The organism is Pedobacter steynii (assembly GCF_001721645.1).
Classification (GTDB): domain Bacteria; phylum Bacteroidota; class Bacteroidia; order Sphingobacteriales; family Sphingobacteriaceae; genus Pedobacter; species Pedobacter steynii_A.
The window spans coordinates 4,490,638-4,513,719 of the sequence record NZ_CP017141.1 but is presented as its reverse complement, the minus strand read 5'-3'; the positions used below and the strand labels follow the sequence as shown (position 1 = coordinate 4,513,719).

The 23,082-nt window shown below is 41.9% G+C and carries 20 protein-coding genes; 16 read left to right on the top strand and 4 right to left on the bottom strand.

The features are described 5' to 3' along the window. Positions 1–129: 129 nt before the first annotated feature. Positions 130–2,832 carry an alanine--tRNA ligase gene (alaS, locus tag BFS30_RS18645; protein ID WP_069380673.1) on the bottom strand — a complete coding sequence of 901 codons (2,703 nt, stop codon included), beginning with the start codon at positions 2,830–2,832 and terminating at the stop codon, positions 130–132. Positions 2,833–2,950: 118 nt separating this feature from the next. On the opposite strand from alaS, the gene BFS30_RS18640 reads away from it, so the two are divergent. Genes BFS30_RS18640 through BFS30_RS18630 form a run of 3 tightly spaced genes read left to right on the top strand, consistent with a single transcriptional unit; the run spans position 2,951 to position 7,212 of the window. Further along, a complete protein-coding gene (locus tag BFS30_RS18640; protein ID WP_069380672.1) occupies positions 2,951–3,286 on the top strand; it encodes a MerR family transcriptional regulator in 336 nt (111 codons plus the stop codon). A gap of 50 nt (positions 3,287–3,336) precedes the next feature. Further along, the gene (locus tag BFS30_RS18635; RefSeq protein WP_237028606.1) at positions 3,337–5,379 is read left to right on the top strand and encodes a helix-hairpin-helix domain-containing protein; all 2,043 of its coding nucleotides are present in this window, start codon (positions 3,337–3,339) and stop codon (positions 5,377–5,379) included. A gap of 3 nt (positions 5,380–5,382) precedes the next feature. Continuing rightward, positions 5,383–7,212 carry a ComEC/Rec2 family competence protein gene (locus tag BFS30_RS18630; RefSeq protein WP_069380671.1) on the top strand — a complete coding sequence of 610 codons (1,830 nt, stop codon included), beginning with the start codon at positions 5,383–5,385 and terminating at the stop codon, positions 7,210–7,212. Here the strand turns inward: BFS30_RS18630 and BFS30_RS18625 are convergent. Continuing rightward, the gene (locus BFS30_RS18625; protein WP_069380670.1) at positions 7,209–8,030 is read right to left on the bottom strand and encodes a DUF6266 family protein; all 822 of its coding nucleotides are present in this window, start codon (positions 8,028–8,030) and stop codon (positions 7,209–7,211) included. The two genes, BFS30_RS18630 and BFS30_RS18625, sit on opposite strands and share 4 nt — an antisense overlap. 389 nt (positions 8,031–8,419) lie before the next feature. On the opposite strand from BFS30_RS18625, the gene BFS30_RS18620 reads away from it, so the two are divergent. The 7 genes from BFS30_RS18620 (at position 8,420) to BFS30_RS18590 (ending at position 16,736) form a co-directional block, all read left to right on the top strand. Next, a complete protein-coding gene (locus BFS30_RS18620; protein ID WP_069380669.1) occupies positions 8,420–9,199 on the top strand; it encodes an enoyl-CoA hydratase/isomerase family protein in 780 nt (259 codons plus the stop codon). Between the two features lie 32 nt (positions 9,200–9,231). Beyond that, the gene (locus BFS30_RS18615; protein WP_069380668.1) at positions 9,232–9,909 is read left to right on the top strand and encodes a DUF4412 domain-containing protein; all 678 of its coding nucleotides are present in this window, start codon (positions 9,232–9,234) and stop codon (positions 9,907–9,909) included. A gap of 116 nt (positions 9,910–10,025) precedes the next feature. Next, positions 10,026–11,786 (top strand): LTA synthase family protein, encoded by a 1,761-nt coding sequence (locus BFS30_RS18610; RefSeq protein ID WP_237028605.1) that lies wholly within the window; start codon positions 10,026–10,028, stop codon positions 11,784–11,786. Between the two features lie 2 nt (positions 11,787–11,788). Then, on the top strand, positions 11,789–13,963 hold the full coding sequence (locus BFS30_RS18605) for a S9 family peptidase (RefSeq protein ID WP_069380666.1): 2,175 nt from the start codon (positions 11,789–11,791) through the stop codon (positions 13,961–13,963). A gap of 178 nt (positions 13,964–14,141) precedes the next feature. Further along, on the top strand, positions 14,142–14,951 hold the full coding sequence (locus BFS30_RS18600; RefSeq protein WP_069380665.1) for an MlaE family ABC transporter permease: 810 nt from the start codon (positions 14,142–14,144) through the stop codon (positions 14,949–14,951). 11 nt (positions 14,952–14,962) lie between these two features. Next, positions 14,963–15,736 carry an ABC transporter ATP-binding protein gene (locus tag BFS30_RS18595; RefSeq protein WP_069380664.1) on the top strand — a complete coding sequence of 258 codons (774 nt, stop codon included), beginning with the start codon at positions 14,963–14,965 and terminating at the stop codon, positions 15,734–15,736. 4 nt (positions 15,737–15,740) lie between these two features. Beyond that, on the top strand, positions 15,741–16,736 hold the full coding sequence (locus BFS30_RS18590) for an MlaD family protein (RefSeq protein ID WP_069380663.1): 996 nt from the start codon (positions 15,741–15,743) through the stop codon (positions 16,734–16,736). 122 nt (positions 16,737–16,858) lie between these two features. Here the strand turns inward: BFS30_RS18590 and BFS30_RS18585 are convergent, their stop codons facing one another. Then, positions 16,859–17,323: an Lrp/AsnC family transcriptional regulator gene (locus BFS30_RS18585; protein WP_069380662.1), complete on the bottom strand. Its 465-nt coding sequence runs from the start codon at positions 17,321–17,323 to the stop codon at positions 16,859–16,861. Positions 17,324–17,503: 180 nt separating this feature from the next. Between BFS30_RS18585 and BFS30_RS18580 the strand changes: the two genes are divergently transcribed. Continuing rightward, complete coding sequence (locus BFS30_RS18580) at positions 17,504–18,574, top strand: PLP-dependent cysteine synthase family protein (RefSeq protein WP_069380661.1); 1,071 nt, start codon at positions 17,504–17,506, stop codon at positions 18,572–18,574. A 41-nt stretch (positions 18,575–18,615) separates the two neighbouring features. On the opposite strand, the gene BFS30_RS18575 is transcribed toward BFS30_RS18580, so the two are convergent. Continuing rightward, positions 18,616–18,990, bottom strand: coding sequence for a hypothetical protein (locus BFS30_RS18575; protein WP_069380660.1), 375 nt, complete (start codon positions 18,988–18,990; stop codon positions 18,616–18,618). Positions 18,991–19,108: 118 nt separating this feature from the next. Between BFS30_RS18575 and BFS30_RS18570 the strand changes: the two genes are divergently transcribed. The 5 genes from BFS30_RS18570 (at position 19,109) to BFS30_RS18550 (ending at position 23,071) form a co-directional block, all read left to right on the top strand. Then, positions 19,109–19,306, top strand: coding sequence for a hypothetical protein (locus BFS30_RS18570; RefSeq protein ID WP_069380659.1), 198 nt, complete (start codon positions 19,109–19,111; stop codon positions 19,304–19,306). A gap of 197 nt (positions 19,307–19,503) precedes the next feature. Further along, the gene (locus tag BFS30_RS18565; RefSeq protein WP_069380658.1) at positions 19,504–19,842 is read left to right on the top strand and encodes a hypothetical protein; all 339 of its coding nucleotides are present in this window, start codon (positions 19,504–19,506) and stop codon (positions 19,840–19,842) included. Between the two features lie 2 nt (positions 19,843–19,844). Continuing rightward, positions 19,845–20,969 (top strand): sensor histidine kinase, encoded by a 1,125-nt coding sequence (locus tag BFS30_RS18560; RefSeq protein WP_167353163.1) that lies wholly within the window; start codon positions 19,845–19,847, stop codon positions 20,967–20,969. A gap of 10 nt (positions 20,970–20,979) precedes the next feature. Further along, complete coding sequence (locus tag BFS30_RS18555; protein WP_069380656.1) at positions 20,980–21,738, top strand: LytR/AlgR family response regulator transcription factor; 759 nt, start codon at positions 20,980–20,982, stop codon at positions 21,736–21,738. 145 nt (positions 21,739–21,883) lie between these two features. Next, entirely contained in the window at positions 21,884–23,071 is a 1,188-nt protein-coding gene (locus tag BFS30_RS18550; protein WP_069380655.1) for an efflux RND transporter periplasmic adaptor subunit, read from the top strand. Positions 23,072–23,082: the final 11 nt, after the last annotated feature.

Below are 23,082 nucleotides of genomic sequence, written 5' to 3'. Positions count from 1 at the left end.
TCTTTTTTCTAGTCAAGGGGCTGATCTGGCTGGCCCTTGGTTATTGGGTTCTTAAATAAGAAAAGGCCGGTTTATGACCGGCCTTTTTATATCAACAGGCTTTTTGAGCCCCATTTTTTTAACAAGCAGTTATGCCGGGATTAAATCAGCTGCTTTAGCAAGAACCGCAGATAAACCATCCTTGTTCTTACCGCCTGCAGTAGCATAAAACGGCTGACCGCCACCACCACCCTGGATGTCTTTAGCCAGCTCCCTTACTATATTCGAAGCGTTTAAGCCCTTATCCTTAATCAGGTTTTCTGAAAGCATCACCGTAATTCCAGGTTTATCATCAATTAAAGTAGTAAATACCAATAAAAGATCATCTACCAGGTCTTTCACTGCAAAAGCCAGGTTCTTCACCGCATCGGCATTCGGCAGATCCACATGAGTGGCAATCAGGTTCACCCCATTAATGGTTTTAAGGTGGTGAACAATTTCATGTTTCAGGTTCGCAGACTGCTCCCCTACTGCTTTCTCCGCGTCTTTCTTCAGCTTCGAGTTTTCTTCCAGCAAAGCGCTGACTGCAGATTTTAAATCCTTATTTCCTTTAAGTAAAGCTCTCAGCTCATTCAGCTCCCTGTTCTGGTCTAAAATGAAGGCTTCAGCTTTATCTGCTGTAATTGCTTCAATACGTCTTACCCCAGCTGCAACCGCACTCTCTGAGATGATTTTGAAATAACCAATCTGCCCCGTTGCCTGAACATGGGTACCTCCGCAAAGCTCTTTTGAATAATGATCATCAAAAGTGATGATACGTACAAAATCACCGTACTTTTCTCCAAACAATGCCGTCACCCCACTAGAAATCGCCTGATCATAAGGCACATCCCTTTGTTCTTTCAATGGAATATTCTCTCTGATCTTTTGATTCACCAGGTGCTCGATCTGTGCCAGGTCATCCTCGCTGATTTTTGCAAAATGAGAAAAATCGAAACGCAGATAATCCGGATTAACCAGGGATCCTTTTTGATTCACATGACTTCCAAGCACTTTTTTAAGTGCTGCATGAAGCAAGTGTGTAGCCGTATGGTTGTCTTGCGACAATAAACGTTTGTCTTCATCTATCACCGCCCAGAATAAACCATCCAAATCTTCAGGCAAAGTATCTGTATAATGAACGATTACTCCATTTTCTTTCTTGGTGTCTGTAATCTCCACAAAGAACAAACGGCTATGGTCTTCCAACCGTCCGGTATCTCCTACCTGACCACCACTCTCTGCATAAAACGGTGTTTTGCTCAGCACAATCTGATATTGTTCCTTGCCTTTTGCACTCACCTTACGGTATTTGATGATTTGAGTTTCTATTTCAAAATCGTCATAGCCCACAAAATCAGTCTCCAGGTCAGCATTCACCATGATCCAGTCGCCCGTATCTACAGCCGTAGCTGCCCTTGACCTTTCTTTCTGCTTTAACAAAGCCTTATTGTATTCATCCATATCAACAGTCCAGCGTTGTTCCCTGGCCATCAACTCCGTTAAATCTATCGGGAAACCATAAGTATCATTCAGTTCAAAAGCAAAATCTCCTGAAATCACCATCTGGTCTTTTAAAATGCTGTAAACCCAATTGTCTTCGAATGATTTCTCCAGTTCAATTGCATTTTCAGACATCAGCAATTCACCTTGTTTTTTGGTATAGTTTTCAAAGCGCTGAATTCCTGTAGCTAAGGTCCTCAGGAAGGAAACTTCCTCTTCCAACACTACTTTCTGAACGAAATCCTGTTGTAAAACCAATTCGTCAAACACACCGCTAAACTGTCCGGCCAATACCGGCACCAACTGGTTCAGGAAAGGTTCTTTCAGGTTCAGGAAAGTATAGGCATACCTTACTGCACGACGAAGGATTCTGCGGATCACATACCCTGCTTTATTATTTGACGGCAACTGTCCGTCTGCAATCACAAAAGAGATCGCACGGATATGGTCAGCCATTACGCGCATCGCAATGTCGGTCTTTTCATCTGCTCCATAAGCAACCCCTGCATGTTCCGCAATAAACTGGATTAATGGCTGGAATACATCGGTATCGTAGTTAGAGGATTTCTCCTGTAACACCCGTACCAGACGTTCAAATCCCATTCCTGTATCCACATGTTGAGCCGGAAGCGGTTGCAAAGAGCCATCTTTAAGCCTGTTGAACTGCATAAATACATTGTTCCAGATTTCGATTACCTGTGGATGATCTGCATTCACCAGGTCTTTTCCGCTCACTGCTTTACGTTCTTCTTCAGTTCTGCAATCTACATGGATTTCTGAGCAGGGTCCACAAGGACCGGTATCGCCCATCTCCCAAAAATTATCTTTTTTATTTCCAAGGATGATGCGGTCTTCGGGCACATATTGTTTCCACAGATCATAGGCTTCCGTATCTCTTGGTAAACCTTCTTTCTCATCTCCTTCGAAGATAGAAACATATAATTTATCTTTAGGGATCTGGTATACTTCTGTCAATAATTCCCAGCTCCAGGCAATGGCTTCTTTTTTAAAGTAATCTCCAAAGCTCCAGTTACCCAACATTTCAAACATGGTATGATGATAGGTATCAATTCCTACTTCCTCCAGGTCATTATGTTTACCTGACACACGCAAACAACGTTGCGTATCGGTTACACGTGGATATTTAACGGCTGCTTCTCCCAGAAACAAATCCTTAAACTGATTCATTCCCGCATTGGTGAACATCAGTGTCGGATCGTTCTTTACTACAATTGGTGCAGAGGGAACAATATGATGTTGTTTCGATTCAAAAAATTTTAAGTAAGCCTGTCTGATTTCCTTAGCTGTCATCCTTCTCTATATTAATGGTGAACAAAATTAAAATTTTATTGCGGTATTCTACTAAAATCCCTTTACATTTGAACACTTTATATAATAGCCGTAAACCACTAATAATCAAGATCAAACTATGCCTTACAAAGAACGGGAAATTAATAAAATGTATTATACGATGGGTGAGGTGACCGAAATGTTTGGCGTAAATGCATCCCAGATCCGCTTTTACGAGAAGGAATTTGATGTATTGCAACCTAAGAAAAACAAAAAAGGAAACCGTTTATTTACTCCTGAAGACATTGAAAATCTAAAGATCATTTTCCACCTGGTAGATGACAAAGGCTTTACGCTTAAAGGGGCAAAAGAACATTTAAAAAACAATACCTCCGAAGTAAAAGAGAACCAAAAGATCATCGCTTCTCTGGAAAAACTGAAAGACTTCTTATTAAAACTTAACGAGGAAATATAAATTATTAGTTAAATAATTATTTATTACCACAAATAATACGGTGATTAGGCATGATGATGCCTGCTTCACTTCGATTTCTCTTCGTCTTCATTCTGATTTTTTCGGAAGTTCCCCTCTTTGCACAGGAAGAGGAAGCTGTAAAAGAGCTCAGGGAAAGCCTCGCCGAAAAGGGGAATGAAGAAGAAGAACTTTCTGAACTGACCGATCAGCTTGATTTTTTCAGGAAGCATCCGATAGACCTGAACCGCGCCCGCCCGGAAGACTTAAAAAAGCTGATCTGCTTATCTCCTCTACAAATCAGCAATTTCTTTCTACACCTATCTGTTAATGGAAAATTGTTAGACCTTCTGGAGCTACAATCTATTCCTGGTTTTGATCCGGAAACCATAGACAGGCTGCTCCCTTATGTAACCTTAAATCCGGCCACAGCCTATACTCATTTAAAACTGAAAGATCTTTACCGGGAGGGTACCAACCAGATCATGCTCAGGTATGGCAGGATTTTGCAAGAACAAAAGGGTTTCAGAAATCTTAAGGGAAGCAGGTACCTGGGGAGCCCGGACAAACTGTTGTTCCGGTACAAATACCAGTATTCAGAAATACTTTCCGCATCCATAGTGATGAAGAAAGATGCCGGAGAAGTGATATTCAATGAGGAAGCAGCCATAGATTTTCTCTCCGGAAACATTGCCTTTTATAAGTTCCGGCGCATCCATAAACTGGTTATCGGAGACTACAGTCTTCAATTCGGACAGGGGTTAACGCTCTGGTCCGGCTTCTCTTTTGGAAAAGGCCCTGATGTGACCAGTGTAGCCAGTAAAGATGTAGGTTTAAAGCCTTATACCTCTGCCAATGAAGGTGCTTTTTTCAGAGGTATTGCGGCTACCGTTCAGTTGTCCGGAAATTTTTACCTCAACTCATTTTTTTCGTTCAGAAAACGTGATGCCAGCTTAAAAATGCTACCTGATGGCAGCGCCATATTAAGTACCATCAGCGAAAGTGGTCTTCACAGAACCCAAACTGAACTACAGAACAGAAAGAGATTGGCTCAACAGGTATATGGAGCCGCCTTACAATACCTGACTGACCATTTTAGTGCAGGTATAGTGGGCTATCAATCGAAATACGGACATTCCTTTACCAATAGCAGTCCGGCTTATAAAAAATACCATTTCGCAGGTGATCAGCTGATCAACACCGGTTTCCATTACAATTACACTTTTCAGAATGTTTACTTTTACGGGGAGCTGGCGCGGAGCTTTCATGGCGGCTGGGCAATGCTACAGGGCGCAATGGCCAGCATCTCTTCCCGGTTTTCTGCAGTATTGCTCTACAGGCATTACGACAAGAATTACCATAATTTTTTTAGCCAATCAATTGGAGAAGCTTCAGAAACGGCCAATGAGCAGGGCGCTTATTTCGGATTAAACTACAGCCCTCATCAACACTGGAAATTCTCCGCTTACCTGGATTATTTCAAATTTCCATGGTTAAGATACCGCGTAGATTTCCCCTCTTCCGGGCACGAAATCCTTTCTCAGTTACGCTATACCCCCTCTAAAAAACTTCGGCTTAACCTCCGCGTTAAAACAGAACAGAAACAACAAAACCCCGACGCCGGAAACCCTGATCGATCTCTGGAGGATCTCAGGAAGACAAACTACAGACTGGAATGCGACTGGCAGTTTGATAAAAAGTTCAAATCTCAACAAAGGTTCGAAGTTATTCGATATCATAAAGGCAGGAAGGCCGCAGAACTGGGTTATCTGATTTATCAGGACCTCCACTACACGCCATTGTCCTCAAAGTTATCAGGTAATATACGGCTTGCTTATTTCCGTACCGACTCCTATAATTCCAGAATTTACGCCTATGAGGACGATGTTTTATCTGGTTCTGGTTCCGGCGGATATTATGGTAAGGGCATCAGAACTTACCTGAATTTCAGGTACCGTTTATTCAGGATGCTGGATCTTTGGGGAAAGTATGCGATATACATTTATCAGGATAAATCAAGTATTGGTTCCGGGCTCGATGAAATCACAGGAAATCAGAAGTCGGATCTGAAATTACAACTGCGTTATCAGTTTTAGACCATGTTCCCTTCCCATCAGCATGCCCTGACCTTTATGCGGATTCTGATCCCCTATTCCGCAGGAATAGGTTTCTTCTATAACTTCAAATTTGTCTCCGGGATCCTGGTTTTAATTTCGTTCAACCTCCTGTTGTTTATCTCCCTGATCGTCATAAACACCTATTACAAACAATGTAAAGCTTATCGGTTCAAAGTCCTTACTGGTTTTCTTTTACAGTTGCTGATGTTCTTCTTTGGCGGTTTATCGGCGATGAGCTATAATCAGTCTTTAAAGTCCGATTACTTTGCCAAAGTACCTTCCCGTTATTTAAAGGTTCAAATCAATGAGGAACCTCAATATAAAGCCGGGATATGGAGATTCAAAGCAAAAGTAATGCTGGCCTACCAGATCCGGGCTGACTCCAGGGGACAGGAAATGCAGCTCCTTCCCAGATCCGCTTCGGGGATGATCATGCTGGCTATAAAAACACCTGTTGATATTCCCCTGCCTTTGCGTTATGGAGAAGAGTTGATTATCCCTTCCTTGTTTTCGGAAGTTAAGCCTCCTCATCTGCGCTCCGAATTTGATTTCAAATCCTGGCTTGCCACACAAAACATCTACCATCAATCTTTTCTGAACAGGGATCAGTACCTGAAATTAGCAGGAAATTACGGCAACCCCATCCGGCGATTCGCTTTGCAACTCCGGCAACAACAGCTGATGCGTTATGTACAGCTCATCAAAAACAAAGAAGCAGTTGCTTTGGCTTCCACACTTATCCTCGGCTACCGGGCCGACCTCAGTCAGGAAATCCTGAATATTTATGCCAAAACGGGAACCATTCACGCTTTATCGGTTTCCGGGATGCATGTAGGTCTGATCTATATGGTATTGAATTACCTGCTGGGTTTTCTAAACTATAGCAAGCGGGGAAAATTATTTAAACTGATCTTAATCCTCCCTGTCATCTGGTTTTATGCCCTCCTCACCGGGCTTTCTCCTTCAGTCCTTCGCGCGGTATTGATGCTTTCGGTATTCCTGATTGCAAAATCATCTTCCAGGCCAGCCAACAGCTATAACATCACTGCTTTCAGTGCTTTCTGCCTGTTGCTATACAATCCGTTTCTTCTTTGGGATATTGGCTTTCAGCTGTCCTTCCTGGCCGTAAGTGGCCTGGTTTACCTGCAACCGAAAATTCAGCAATCCTGGTATATAGAAAACAAATGGCTCAACAAACTATGGGGAGCAGTTGCCATGTCTTTAGCAGCACAGCTATTTACTTTTCCCTCCTCAGTTTATTACTTCCATCAGTTCCCTCTTTATTTCCTGCTCAGCAACCTGTTTATCCTGATTCCCATCGCATTGCTGATGTATCTCGGAATTGTGGTGCTGTTTCCGGGTTTTGGTTTTCTGGCACCAGTTTTCGAATGGCTGATCAGCTTTACCAATCAGGGGCTTCAATGGATCTCCGGACTTCCTTTTTCCAGCTTATCGGGCATCTGGATCGATAAAGCAATGTACCTGCTGTTATGTCTGACCTTAACTCTATTGATACCGGCAATAGTCCACCATCAGAAAAGAGTGCTTTTCGCAGCGCTAACCACACTTCTTATCTTACAAAGCTTCTTGAGCTATGAACAGATCATGGCTTACCGGCAATGCAGGATTATTAGCTTCCGCATTCCAAGACAACAGGCAGTTGCCTATATATTTTCAAATCATGCCATCGTCTGCACCGGGCTAAAAAGAGAAGATAAAGACTTCGTCTATTTTATCCAACCAGCTCTGGATCAGCATAAAGTAAAGTCAATAAAACTGATTCCTTCAATTTTTTCTGCCAAGAACCCTTAACCTGGTTTCCCCGGGAGGTTTTCCAGTTTATTTTTTAATACTTCATACTCCTTTTCCAGGTTACGGAATGCTTTGCTATCGACGCGATTTCCAAAATTATCTTTCAGTTGCTGCAAATAATCGGCTTCTACCACATCAAAACGCTGTTTGATCAGCTGATACTTTTTATTTTGTGCGGTCTCCTCCGGGCTCTCGAGCTCTCCATTCAGGTTCCCGACGTAAGCACTGTTGGATATGGCCTTACCATCCGCTGCCCGAAAGCAGATATAAGCTTCGATCGGCTCATTCAGGTGGTCCTCACGCAGGCCAATAAAGTAGGATCCTGCATCTCTGCGACCTGCATTGATACAGGAAGTGGCCCTTTTTTGTAAAGGATGACAAAGCAAAATCATTACGATATCATCATCTTCACCTGCAGCATCCCAGCTCAGCAATACCCCATTTTCTTTCTTTTCTATTTTCAGGTCAGCAGCACAAGGCAAACTGCCATTGCTCAGGATCACTTTACTGTAGTCTACCGAAATATTGGGATATTCACCCTTTAAAGCCAGCTTTTTGATATAAGAAGTGGCCAGATTGTGGGCATTTCTGACTGTTCCTTTTGCTTCCAGTTCAAAGCTGACACTGGTAAAATCAGTGATCCTGCTCACCAGCCCCATCGTCACCGACATTGCCTGACGGTTGGCCAGTTGATTTCTGCTGGGTTTACCCGGATCGCCAATGGTACGGACAACAGGTTGCCCGTTGAGCATGTAAAAAACCAGGTTCCGTAATTTTCCGTTTAAGGCCCCCAAAGGGCCATTTGATACTTTTGCCATATTGAATAAATTAAATGTTTGGTAGTAAAAATTAACAATACCATTATTAACACTACCAATATAGCCAATAAGTTTTGTTAAACCTAATAAACACGCTATAACAAGCGGCCAATTACCTGCGATTTACATTAAATTTTCATCTGAAAATAATATAGGTTAGCAGGGCTGCCAGGCCCTGATGGGCCCTGCCAACCTACCTTCAAAAAAGCAATAACATAGCCGTAAGTAGTGCCTTAATATAGCCTTCTTCAGAAGGCAAATGCCTGTTGCCCTGAATAGCGGTTCAACATTCAGCGATCAGCTTCCGGGAAAATATAATCCCCTCCCCTAACACCAATGGTTTTGTTTCTTTACTTTTGACGTAAATAAAGATTTATTTCAGAAAGATCATGACAGCTCCTTTAGTCTTATATTCAGTTGAAGAACGCATTGCAACCATTTCCATCAACCGCCCGGAAAAGCGTAACGCCCTAAATCCTGAGCTGGTTAGCCTGCTCACCCAGACCTTAATGAAGGCATCGGAAGATGAAACCGTTAAAGTGATCCTGTTAAAGGCCAATGGAACCACATTCAGCGCAGGTGCCGATCTGGCGTATCTTCAGCAATTACAACAGAACACCTACGAGGAAAACCTGGCAGACTCAGAAAACCTGAAACGCCTGTTTACCACCATCTATTACTTGCCTAAAGTAGTGATTGCACAGATTGAGGGCCATGCCATTGCCGGGGGATGTGGTCTGGCTACCGTATGCGACATCAGCTTTGCTGTTCCGGAGGCCAGTTTTGGTTATACCGAAGTGAAACTGGGTTTTGTACCTGCAATAGTATCCTGTTTTCTGCTAAGAAAGACCTCGGAAACCATCGCCAAGCGCATCTTATTTACCGGAGAGTTATTCTCGGCCCAGCAGGCTTTAGATTATGGTTTAATCACTTTTGTAACAAACAAAGAAGACATTAATCTTAAGGTAAAGGAATTTGCATTAAGTTTGTGTACTGAAGCTTCTTCAAATTCGTTAGTGGTAACCAAGCAACTGATTGGACAAACTACCAATCGGGAATTAGACCACAGTCTTTCATTGGCGGTACAGATTAATGCCAGGGTAAGAGAAAGTGAAGATTTCAAAAAAGGTGTTGCTGCTTTTATCAGCAAAGAGAAAATTAAATGGTAAATTAAATAAGTATAAACACTAAAAACTATTATATGTTAAAATCTATCAAAACCGGAGTTTTAGCTGCAGTTCTTGTAAGTACCGCTATCTTCGCACACGCTCAAAAGAAAATTTCTGAAGGAAGTGTAACCTTTGGAGTAAGCTATTCCCTTACTCCGGAACAGGAACCAATGGCATCCATGCTACCTACAGAGACGAAAGTAAAATTCAACGGCAATATGTCGAGATTTGAATTACAACAAGGTCCTGCAACCATCACTGTGATCTCTGACAATGTTTCCTTTAACTCATTGGTATTAATTGATGTACCGGTAGCGCAGATGCAAATTGCGGTAAAAGGAACTAAAGAAGATTATGAGAAAGAAAAAGCAAATGATCCTAAATTCAGTGACTTTAAAGCAACTGGAGAAAAACAAAAAATCCTTACCTATAACGCAGAGAAATACACTTATAAAGACGACAAAGGAGGTACCTATGAACTTTGGGCTACGAACGACATCGAGCTTCCTGCAGGTCTGATGGGCCAGGAATTTAAAGAAGTAAAAGGTACGCCGATCAAGTTCACTAAATTTAATCGTGGTGTAAAATCTACTTCAACCATCAAGGCCTTAAACGAAGAAGCAGCTGGCCCATTTACATTAGACGTTCCTAAAGGATATGATCTTAAAACAATGGAAGAAGTAATGCAAATGCAAGGTGGGGGTCAATAACATCCGCTAAAATGTTCAAAAGCCTTATCTTTTTAATTAGATTTTACATCTTCTGGTTGCTATTTTTCTTTGTCGACCGACTGATGTTCCTTCTTATTTATCATAAAAAACTTGCCATGGTCCCGCTATCTGAGACCATGGCAACTTTCTATCATGCCATTTTATTAGACCTTTCCATGACGGCATACCTGGCCATCATTCCACTCGTAGCCTATATTTACTGGCTTTTAAGTGGCAGAAAAGTCGTGGAACTCAAATGGATCTCTACCTATAACAAAGTCCTGATTGTATTATTCAGTATCATTTCAGTCATCAATTTCAATATTTACAGAGAATGGGGAAGTAAAGTAAATGCCAAAGCCATAGGTTTTGCCATTTCCACCCCCAATGAAGCCATGGCTTCCAGTGCCTCCTCTCCAATCGGACTATCGCTGTCCTTATTGGTTTTAATGATCGTTCTGAGCCTGTTTATCCAGCGCTGGGTCGTTTCCCGGAAGCTGAATTTTGGCAGCTCATCAATCTGGTTGCGTGCCCTGGTATCCGTGCTCTTGATTGGTCTTTCCTTTATCCTGATTCGTGGAGGCCTCAGGGGCTCTCCCATCACTCAGAGTATGGCTTATTTTTCGAAAGAACAATTGCTCAATCAGGCTGCTGTAAATACAGAATGGAACCTGCTCAGAAGCTCGCTTTCTGAAAGAATGGCCAGGAATAACCCTTACGTTTATTTCGAACCTAAAAAAGCAGATCAACTGCTTAAAGGGCTTTATACAACGGAAAAAGACAGTACCATCCAGATTTTAAAAACAAACAGGCCTAACGTGGTTTTTGTCATCATTGAAAGCTTTACGGCCGACCTCACCCAAACATTGGGAAACGAATCCGGGATCACCCCTCATTTCGATACGCTGATGCACAAAGGGGTATTGTTCGATAAAATTTATGCTTCCGGTAACCGCACAGACAAAGGTATTATTGCTTCTCTTGCGGGGTTCCCGACACTGGCTTCCGGAAGTGTCGTAAAATGGCCGGAGAAAATGCAGAAATTACCTGCCCTCTCCCAATCCTTCCATAAAAACGGCTACAATACCTCTTTCTATTATGGAGGAGAATCTGAATTCGACAATTACAAAGCTTTTATTCTCAGTCATGATTATCAGAAGCTAATAGATAGAAATAGTTTTAAAGGAGGGGAATTACAATCTACCTGGGGAAAATATGATGAAGTGGTATTTGGCAGGCAACTGAAAGATCTGAATGCCGAAAAGCAACCTTTCTTTTCCACTTTGTTAACCCTCAGTAACCACGAGCCTTACACCCTTCCCGGAAAACCTAAATTCGGAAATTCCGATAATGTTGCCAAATTCAAAAGCACAGCTTACTATACAGATTCCTGTATTAATGCTTATCTGAACCAGGCAAAGAAACAAAGCTGGTACAAAAACACCTTGTTTGTATTTGTAGCAGATCATGGTCACGGACTTCCAAAACAGGCCTACGAGATTTATGCTCCGGAACGCTACCATATTCCGCTACTGTTTTATGGAGAGGTGATCAAAGATGAATTTAGAGGACGCAAGTTCAGCAATGTAGGTTCACAAGTCGACATTGCCGCCACACTGCTGGCACAACTACAAATTCCGGCTAAGGAGTTTGTATGGAGTAAAAATATGTTGAACCCTTATACCAAACCTTTCGCCTATTTTACATGGGATAATGGAATGGGCTTTATCGATAACCAACAATGTGTTACATTTGATAATGTAGGTAAGATGGTTTTATTTAACAGCAATCCAAAAGACAAGGTCAAAACCTCTGAGCTGCTTGACCATGCCAAATCATACCTTCAAAAAGTATATCAGCAATTTATAGAATTATAAAAATGAACTTTAAAAATCTCTTTTTTAAGCTGACCGTCATCATCTTTCTCGGATATTGCGGACAGGGCCATGCGCAAAGACAGTCTGATCTGAAATGGGCTAAGGATGGCAACTCCTACTATCAGGTGAAGGACGGAAACATCGTTTCCATCACTTTACCAAAAAACGAACAAAAGATCATCCTCGACCAGAGTTTTATTTATTCCAATTCCGGAAGCGGACTTGGGGAGATCAAAGACTTTCAGATCTCTGAAGACGGCAGTAAAATCTTGCTTTATACCAATAGCAAAAAGGTATGGAGATATGAAACACGCGGAGATTATTTTGTCGCCGACCTGAAAACTAAAGAACTGATCAAAGTAGGAAAAGATCAGCCGGCATCTTCTCTGATGTTCGCCAAGTTTTCTCCGGACGGAAGCAAAGTAGCTTATGTCAGCAAACACAATTTATATGTAGATGACCTGAATCTCCGCAGCACAAAAACCTTAACCACTGATGGTACTGACCGGGTGATCAATGGTACATTTGACTGGGTATACGAGGAGGAGTTTGACTGCAGAGACGGTTTCAGATGGAGCCCTGATGGAAAAACAATTGCCTACTGGCAGTTAGATGCCCGCAAAATCAGAAACTTCCTGATGATCAACAATACCGATTCCATTTACTCTTTTAATATCCCTGTAGAATATCCAAAAGTTGGCCAGGACCCTTCTTCCTGCAAAGTTGGAGTTGTAGACATCAGCACTGCCACCACAAAATGGCTGGATGTTCCCGGAGATCATATCCAGAACTACATTCCAAGAATGGACTGGATTCCAAACACCAATGAAGTGATCCTTCAACAGTTAAACAGAGAGCAGAATGTGAGTAAGCTTTTTGTAGCCAACGCACAGTCGGGCGCCGTAAAAAACATTTATAGTGAAACGGATAAAGCCTGGATTGACGTAACCGCGGGATGGGAATGGATCAATGGAGGTAAGGAATTCATCTGGGCAAGTGAAAAAGACGGATGGCGCCACCACTACCGCATCAGTAAAGACGGTAAAAAAGAAACGCTGATCACCAAAGGTGATTATGATGTGATCGAAAAGTCCCTGATCGATGAGAAAAACAACTTATTCTATTTTATGGCTTCTCCGGAGAATGCCACTCAGAAGTACCTGTTTAAAACAAAATTAAGCGGTGGTGGTAAGGCCGAAATGGTTACCCCCTCTATCCTTCCGGGTACGCATAGTTATGAAATTTCTCCAAATGGTATTTTTGCCCGCCATCAATACACCAATGCTACTGTCCGCCCGATCACAGAATGGATGAAGCTGAGCACTTTGAATCCTTTGACAATGGAAGGCAGCGTTACCAATCAGCTGGGCAGGATAAAACCACCTAAAAACCAGGTAGAGTTTTTTAAAGTAACCACCGAAGATGGAATCATTCTGGATGGCTGGATGAAAAAACCTGATAATTTTGACCGCACTAAGAAATATCCGGTAGTATTCTATGTATATGGAGAGCCGGCATCTCAAACCGTAACCGATACTTATGGGGCAGGACGTAATTTCCTATATGCAGGTGATATGGCTAAAGATGGTTACATCTATATTTCCATAGAAAACCGTGGCGCACCAGCGCCAAAAGGCAGAGATTGGCGCAAAAGTATTTATAAAAACATAGGTACACTGAACATACGTGATCAGGCCATGGCTGCGAAGAAGATTCTGGAATGGCCTTTTGTTGATAAAGACAGGATTGCCGTTTGGGGATGGAGCGGAGGTGGTTCTTCGACTTTAAACCTGTTGTTTCAATATCCTGAGATTTATAAGACAGGAATTGCAATTGCAGCCGTTGCCAATCAGCTGACTTACGACAATGTTTATCAGGAACGTTATATGGGTTCTCCTTTGAAAACAACGGAAGCCTATGTAAAAGGCTCTCCGATCAGCTATGCAAAAAATCTCAAAGGTAACCTGCTTTACATTCATGGTACAGGCGATGACAACGTACATTATCAGAATGCAGAGATGCTGATTAATGAACTCATCAAACACGGAAAAGTATTCCAGATGATGTCCTACCCTAACCGGACACACAGCATCAGTGAAGGGGATGGCACCTTCCAGCATTTAGCCCTCACCTACACTCAGTTTTTACAGAAAAACTGCCCTCCTGGAGGAAAATAAAAGAAGGAAATAAAAGGATGGTCTGTAATTTACAGGCCATTTTTTTATGTAAAAAACACTATAATCGGGAATATATCGTTAATATGGCGCAAATTTTGATACGTGTTGCACATCTCTGTTATAACACATAATATAAAAGGAGTTTTTTAATATAATCTGATCACACCTACACTAATTAATGGATAAAACAGCTGAAACTCCAGCCCATATAAGAAAAGAAGTCAAACCTCCCGGAAAGATAACCAGGATGTTTCTTACTTTTTACGATGTCTGTCAATTCGTCACGCGTTTTTTTAAGGAAGGATTCCTTCCACCTTACGAGGGAAAAGAACTCATGAGGCAATGCTATGACATTGGCTACCGGTCTTTAGCCTTAATATCTTTAACGGGCTTTATCACAGGTATTGTATTTACCAAGCAATCCAGGCCATCACTGGCCGAGTTCGGGGCCACTTCCTGGCTTCCTTCACTGGTGGGTATTGCCCTGCTGAGAACGCTTGCACCACTCCTTACCTCACTCATTGCCGCAGGAAAAGTTGGCTCCAGTATCGGTGCAGAATTGGGCTCAATGAGGGTAACAGAGCAGATTGATGCCATGGAAGTTTCTGCTACAAACCCTTTTAAATTTCTCGTTACCACAAGGGTGCTTGCAGCAACCATCACCATTCCTATCCTTACCTTTTACACGGCAATGGTTGGAATGCTGGGTGCCTTACTGAATGTATCTTTATTTGAAGATACCAGTGCCAGGGCATTTTTTCAGACCTCTTTAGAATCGATTACTTTTTTAGACATCACTGCTTCTACCGTTAAAGCCGTGCTCTTTGGGTTCACCATTGGGATTGTTGGCTGTTACCAGGGTTATAACTCTTCAAAAGGAACAGAGGGTGTGGGTAAAGCGGCCAACTCCGCAGTAGTTATCGGAATGTTTCTCATCTTTATAGAAGAGGTCATCTCCGTACAGTTTTTTGGTCTATTCAGAACTTGATCTTTTAAATAATGGAACAAAAGAAACCAACCGATACGGATCAGGAAAAAGTAATAGAGATCAAAGGGCTATATAAATCCTTTGGCAGTTATGATGTGCTTAAAGGCGTTGACCTGGATCTTTATAAAAGAGAAAATCTGGTTGTTCTCGGAAAATCGGGAACGGGAAAATCCGTATTGATTAAGATACTCGTTGGGCTGCTCAGTCCGGACGAAGGAGAAGTAAAAGTACTGGGGCAGCATGTAGACCAGATCAGCTATAAAGAACTTTTAGCTTTACGCCTGAAAGTGGGGTTCTCTTTTCAGAATTCGGCCCTCTATGATAGTATGACGGTAAGGCAAAACCTGGAATTTCCCCTGGTAAGAAATCAGCGCAGGCTGACCAAAGGAGAAGTGAACCAGGCTGTGGAAAGGGTACTGGATGCCGTAGGCTTGTTGCAGACTATTAATCAGATGCCTTCAGAGCTTTCCGGCGGACAAAGAAAAAGAGTAGGAATTGCGAGGACACTGATCCTTCAGCCGGAGGTGATGCTTTATGATGAACCTACTGCCGGTTTAGACCCGATTACCTGTCTGGAAATCAACAGCCTGATTAATGAGGTACAGGAACGCTTTCATACCAGCTCTATCGTGATCACTCATGATCTCACTTGCGCCAAAGCAGTCGGCAATAGGGTCGCCATGCTGCTCGATGGCAAATTTGAACGTCAGGGAACCTTTGACGAAGTATTTAACACCAGTGATGAACGGGTGAAACCATTTTACGATTATAATTTTATACAATAACAATATGCAAGTAACAGACACGCGTCGCAAAGTAACAGTAGGAGTATTCGTATTCCTGGGTTTGCTTATTTTTGTATTAGGGATTTTTACGCTGGGCAGTCAAAAAAAGACATTTGTAAAGAGCTTCACTGTTGATGTTGTTTTTAATGATATCCAGGGACTAAAAGCAGGAAACAATGTTTGGTTTTCAGGAGTTAAAATCGGAACCATCAGAAAAATCCAGTTCTTCGGAACTTCACAGGTGCAGGTATTCCTGAACATTGAAGAAGAAGCGCATAAATACATCCATAAAGATGCTACTGCAACCATCAGCTCCGATGGATTAATCGGAAACAAGATCATTGTCGTAACAGGAGGATCACCAAAATTCCCATTTGTAGAAGATGGCGACCGCCTGAAAGCGAGCAATGCACTATCTACAGACGACATTATGAAAACCTTCCAGGTAAACAATAAAAACCTGGTTGACGTGACTTCAGACTTTAAAATCCTGGCTAAAAACCTGGTAGAAGGAAAAGGCGCTGCCGGAGCATTATTGGCCGATCAGCAGATTGCAGATAATTTCAAAGCCATCGTACAGAACCTGAAAGTGACTACCGAATCTGCCAATAAAATGGCGGTAGACCTGAATGCATTCACAAGAAAAATGAATTCAAAAGGCGGTCTGGCAGATAAAATGCTGACAGATACTCTGGTATTTTCACAGCTTCAGGCCTCCGTAAATGAGTTAAAAAAAACAGCTAGCTCAGCCGCAGCAATGACAGAGAACCTCAATAAAGCTTCGTCAAAACTGACACAGTCTGACAATGCAGCCGGGATGTTATTAAACGATCAGAAAACTGCCGAACAGATCAAAGCTATTATGCAGAACCTGGAAGGAAGCAGCAAAAAGCTGGACCAGAATATGGAAGCTTTACAACATAACTTCCTGCTGAGAGGATTCTTTAAGAAAAAAGCCAAGGCAGAAGCTGAAGCGGCAAAAGCAACAGAAAAACAGTAGACGGGACCGTTCTGAAATTATTCATACCAACAATTTCAGGTTCAGTAGTTTCACAAAAAAAGCAATTTTCTACCCCGAAATTGCTTTTTTTTTGTGAAGATCCCGGGTCAAAATAAAAAAACTTATAGCGGGTACGCGGTTTCACTTTTGGTCTCCGACAATACAAAGAAACTTTGAACTGTACTTACGTTTGGAAGGGTGGCTAATTTATGGCGCAAAAACAGGTGGTAAGCATCCATATCACTCGTGGCAATACGCAGAATAAAATCGTAAGCACCAGTCATCTGAAAACACTCCATCACCTCGTCAAATTTTGCCACTTCATTTTCAAACTCTCCCAGGGTTTCCGCAGTATGTTCTTTTAAGAATACATGTGAGAATGCAATCAGGCTTCTATCGATCTTTTTCCGGTCAAGTATGGCCACAATACGTTTGATGTAGCCTTGTTCTTTCAGCTTTCGGATCCGTTCGTGAACCGTAGCAATAGATTTTTTGATCTCAAAAGCGATCTCTTTATTATTGAGTGTCGCATCCTGTTGAAGCAACCTGAGAATTTCAACATCTGTGGGGTCAAGTACGTTTTGCATATCAGTTTATAGTATAGAAGCGTCGAAAAAAAGACAGTTGGCAGTAGCTAAGTAAACTGGTAACTGAAAATAATTATACAAAATTAATCATTTTCCATAAAATAAATGGAAAACAACCGATACTATTGTCATAAAAAACATAAATACAGAGTTTTGTCAGAAATAAATGCAACATAAAAAATGCTGACTAAAGAGAAAACCACCTCCCGGTTAACGGAAACACTGGCCGACAAATTTGAACATTTATGGCACCTGGTAGGCAACACGCCTATGCTGGAACTTCATTATACCTATAAAAATAAGGCCGGAAAGATCTATGTAAAGTGCGAACATTATAACCTTACAGGAAGCGTTAAGGACCGGATGGCCTTGAACATCATGTACGAAGCGTATTGCTCGGGTGCCATAAATCCTGGTGATACCATCATTGAGGCGACTAGCGGCAATACCGGGATTGCCTTTGCTGCAATAGGGCGTGCGCTTGGTCATCCCGTAAAAATCATCATGCCCAATTGGTTAAGCAAAGAAAGAATAGACATCATCCGAAGTATGGGAGCAGAAGTGATTCTGCTGAGCAAAGAAGAAGGTGGTTTCCTGGGCAGCATCAGCATGTGCGAAGAACTGGCCGCTAAAGGAGGCGTATTTCTACCAAGACAATTTGAGAACCGTTACAATGAGGAAGCCCATGAAAAAACCACTGGTATGGAAATCTGGGAGCAATTGAAGTCAGTTGGATTAAGGCCAGATGCTTTTGTAGCCGGAGTAGGTACTGGTGGAACCGTTATGGGCGTTGGCAAAAGGCTAAAACTTCATCATCCATCCATCAAAATACATCCGTTGGAACCAGCAGAAAGCCCGACGCTGACCACAGGATATAAAGTTGGCAGCCATAGGATACAAGGGATTTCTGATGAATTTATTCCTGAAATTGTAAAGCTGGACGAGCTGGATGAGATTATACAGGCAAATGATGGAGATTCCATCATTATGGCACAGAAACTGGCAAAAGAGCTGGGTCTTGCTGTAGGGATTTCTTCCGGAGCCAACGTCATTGGAGCCATTAAAATCAAAGAGGATTTAGGCGTTGACGCAGTTGTGGTGACCCTGCTCTGCGATAGCAATAAAAAATATTTAAGTACCGACCTGGTTAAAGAAGAGACGATTAAGGAGTCCTTCCTTTCTACGGAGGTCACTTTTACCGGATACCGCCCTATCTGCCGGTTAAGTCTTTTGCCCAATCATGGGGCTTAGTTAATAGTTAGAAAAGGTCGGCATCCACCGACCCTTTCTTTTTAGTCTTCTTTTTTCCGTACACCAGTCAGCTCAAACTGGCTGTTGACCTGTCCGGTCAGGTTGTCTGCATCCTTTTTCAGCAGGCTCATTTCCACCTCACCGCTACTGTGGTCAAACTTCACAACAACTACAGAATCTTTTAACTGAACATCTGTAAAAGGCATATCTTTTTGATTTGCCTTATCAGCAATACTTCCACTTAGTTTCCCGTCTTTCAATTCAAACTTAACCAGGGCTTCTGTATCCCCCTGAGGTAAGCCTTTGATCAGGATATCCCACTTACCTACAAAGTAGGTTTCATTTTTCTGGGCCTGTACCCCATTAGCAAATAACATTAATAAAACAAAAGAGAAAAGGAAACTTAATTTTTTCATAATAAGCAGACTATAGGGTTTATAATTACCTAAATATAAAAAATATTCAGGTATATAAAACTATTCCAGCTCCCCCTTGTTCTTAGAAAAACAGTTTGAAAATTAAAAACATACCAACATGGGCCTATTAAAAAATCTTCTCATCGGTGCCGCAGTTTATGGGGCAGTAAAATATGTCACAAAAAAAGGTGTCAATGGCAAATCTCTTGTAGATGAGCTGAAAGAACAGGCACCGGAATGGCTGGACAAAGCAAAGGAATTTGGAAATGACGTGAAGCAACAGTACCGACAATCCACTGATCCTTATACAGAATAGTTTATATAAAGCTGAACTCTATATATGAAACCTGCTATAAGTGTATAGCAGGTTTTTCTTTTTACACTTCCTGATCATTTGGGCATTTAATTTATCCGCTTGGGTTGCGGATTTGGTCAATTGGGTCTGTTTCCTCCTTATACCCCCGGAAACATTACCTATCATTGCATCCATAAAATAAGTGCACCTAACGAAAAATGATCATTCCTATTTTTACCTTCATCAGGATTTACCTGCAACTCAATATCATTCTCCAATTTGAATTCGGGACAGATAAACCCGGGCTTTTAAATCCTGATCCGGAGAAAAAGCTGGAACTTCTTTCCTATGAGCGATGCAGGTTGTTCAACCGCGTGGAAGACTGCTTCAATATTTCCTTTACCTTCCCCGAGGAGAAAGCAATAAAGACACCTTACGACCTGATCAACGCCATCATGGAAAAAAGGATGCGGAATGGATCAGAGCTGATCAATCATTTTTTATTTTCAGGCAGGAATACCTCATTTCTCACCTCTGATCACTCTCATTTTATGTAATTTTGAAAAATATAAGAACATTCGGCGGCACGATGAGCAAATCAAGAGAACTATTTCCAAGACCAGTAAACAAATACCTCAGGTTTATCACCATCCCCCTGATATTCCTGGTCTTAAACCTCTTATCCTATCTGCTTAATCCCTACAGTGCTTATTATAAGCATTATTTCAGCCGGCCTCTTTTAGAGATGCTGACTGATGCTGGCCTTACCATGATCTTTTGCGGTTTGATATTTGAATTGAGCGTCCTCAATTCGGTGATGCTTGATAAAATCATCCCCTGGACAGAAAAACCCTTTACCCGCTTTAGTATCCAGTTACTCCTTCAGATTATATTTGTCATCATCCTGATGATCCTGTTGTACTTTATCGGCTCTTTCATCTATACTTATGAAGAAAAACTCACCTTTGAGGAAGAGCTGAACAGTCTGCAGTTTGTCTATGTATGTGTCATTATGGGCATTCTGATCAGTGCGGTAACCACCGGAAACTTCTTACTCCAAAAATGGAAAACCACCATGATTGAAGCCACAGAATTAAAACTCAAAACAGCTGAATTTAAAGAGATCGCCATGCAGGCGGAACTACAGTCGCTCAAGCTCCAGCTGGATCCTCATTTCATGTTCAATAACTTCAGTACCCTTTCAGAACTGATTTCTGAAGATCAGTTAAAAGCCGAAGTATTTCTCAGAAATCTGTCACGGGTATACCGTTATATGATTGTGAACCTGAATAAAAACATTGTCTCACTGGAGGAAGAACTGATCTTTGTCGATGCCTATTTATACCTTATCCGGATCAGATACGGCGAAAATGTGACCATCTCAGTCGACATCACTAACGATGACGGACGGGGCATCCCTCCCATTACGTTACAATTGCTCATTGAAAACGCAATTAAGCACAATGCAGCCACCAAGACCAATCCCTTACACATCAGAATTTACAATACCGATGCCCACATTGTGGTAAGCAATAACTTACAAAGAATAAAGCTGGCCATTCCATCCGCACGTATTGGCCTTCAGAATATCAAAAGCCGATACGCTTTACTATCAGAGAATCTCCCTTCTATTATAGAAGATGAACATTCATTTGCAGTTTACCTACCTTTACTTCCATTATAGCTCCCGAAATATGAATATTCTAATCATTGAAGACGAAAAACCCAATGCCAACCGGCTGATCAAATTACTGGCAGAGATCAGAGAAGATGCGGTCATTACCGGGGTTTTAGCCAGTGTAGAAGAAAGCGTAAACTACCTGACACAGCATCCTCAGCCAGATCTGATTATGATGGACATCCGGCTTGGAGATGGATTGTGCTTTGAAATATTCCCTAAAGTGGAAATCCATTGTCCGGTAATTTTCACCACTGCTTATGATGAATATGCCCTTCGGGCGTTTAAAATTTATAGCCTTGCCTATTTATTAAAGCCTATAGAAAAGAATGAATTGAAAGATGCACTGGGTTTATACGACCATATTCTACAGGAAACCAATCCGAATAAGGCATTGGACCAGCTCGTAGACTATATCAAATCCAAATCTGTCATTTACCGTTCCCGCTTTCTGCTTCCATACAAAGACGGATATAAAACCATTCTGGTTTCCTCTATAGATTACATTTATTCAGAACACAAAATCACGCATCTTGTTCTGGACGACAATACCGATATTATCGTTCCTTTTACCATGGATGAGCTGGAAGACCAGTTAGATCCGGTATGTTTTTTCCGTGCGAATCGTCAGCATATGATTTTTGTGAATAGTATTCTTTCGATTCATAATTATTTTAATGGTAAATTGAAAGTGATTTTGAAGAGCAAGAGTTCGGGTGAGATCATCATCAGCAAGGAAAAATCCGGCCAGTTCAAAGCCTGGCTGGACCGCTAAAAGGAACCCATGCCTTAAAATTTCGGTTATTGAATTTTGCCGTTTCAGTAACGATTATCTCCATTTCGGTCATTTAATAAACATACCGCGCGTGTGAGATTTTATTTTTGCATTCATTTTTAAAAGAACATAAATTATAAAAGCAATGTCTTTCCCTCCAACCCCTAAAAATCAAAAGCGATACCTACTATTATTATCCTTGCTTTTCCCTGCAGCTCTTTTAAGCAGTTGCGGTTCGAAAGGAGCAAACGAACAGGCAGCTGGCGCAGGAGCTCCCCCTCCTGCAGAAATTCCGGTCATCAGTGTGATGGAACAACCTGCAGTTACCTATACCGATTATTCCGCTTCGATTGAAGGAAAGGTGAATGTAGACATCCGGCCTCAGGTAGATGGTTACCTCGATAAAATATTTGTCGACGAAGGTGCCTATGTAAAAGCCGGACAACCTTTATTTAAGATCAATGACCGTGTTTACCAGGAACAGCTGAATACAGCTAATGCCAGTATGGAGTCTGCAAAAGCAAGACTGCGTACCGCACAGATTGAGGTAGATAAAGTCACCCCATTAGTTAAAAACAAAGTCGTTTCTGAAGTACAGCTGAGCACTGCCCAGGCCAACTACAGCGAGGCTCAGGCCACAGTATCACAGGCAAAATCAACCATTAATTCTGCAAAAATCAATATTGGTTTCTCCCTGATCAAGGCCCCTATTTCCGGCTATATCGGTAAAATCCCTAAACGAGTGGGTAACTTGGTTGGCAAAGGGGATGCAGAACCCATGACCACCTTGTCTGACACCAAAGAAGTGTATACTTATTTTGCGATGAGTGAACCTGCATTTCTGCAATTCAATGCGCAGATTCCGGGATCATCAATGGCAGAAAAATTAAGGAAGCTCCCTCCGGTAACTTTATTGCTGGCCGATGGAACCACCTATCCTCAAAAAGGAAAAATTCAGATTGTAGATGGTCAGTTCGATAAAAACACGGGTTCCATTAGCTTAAGGGCTATATTCCCTAATCCAAATGGGCTATTACGCTCGGGTAATACCGGAAAAATCCGTTTGGAAGAAACCCATGCTCAGGCATTGATGGTTCCTAAAGCATCAACGATGGATGTACAGGATAAAATCTTTGTTTACCTGGTAGGTCCCGGGAATAAGCTGCAACGCAGAGCGATTACAGTTTCCGGAAAAAGTGGCAATAACTACCTGATCAGCGATGGTCTGAAAAAGGGAGAAACCATTGTATTTTCAGGTATTGATGGTCTGGCAGAAGATGCACAGATTAAACCGAAACCTCTGAATACGGACAGCGTTTACCGCGCACAATAATTTACATTTTA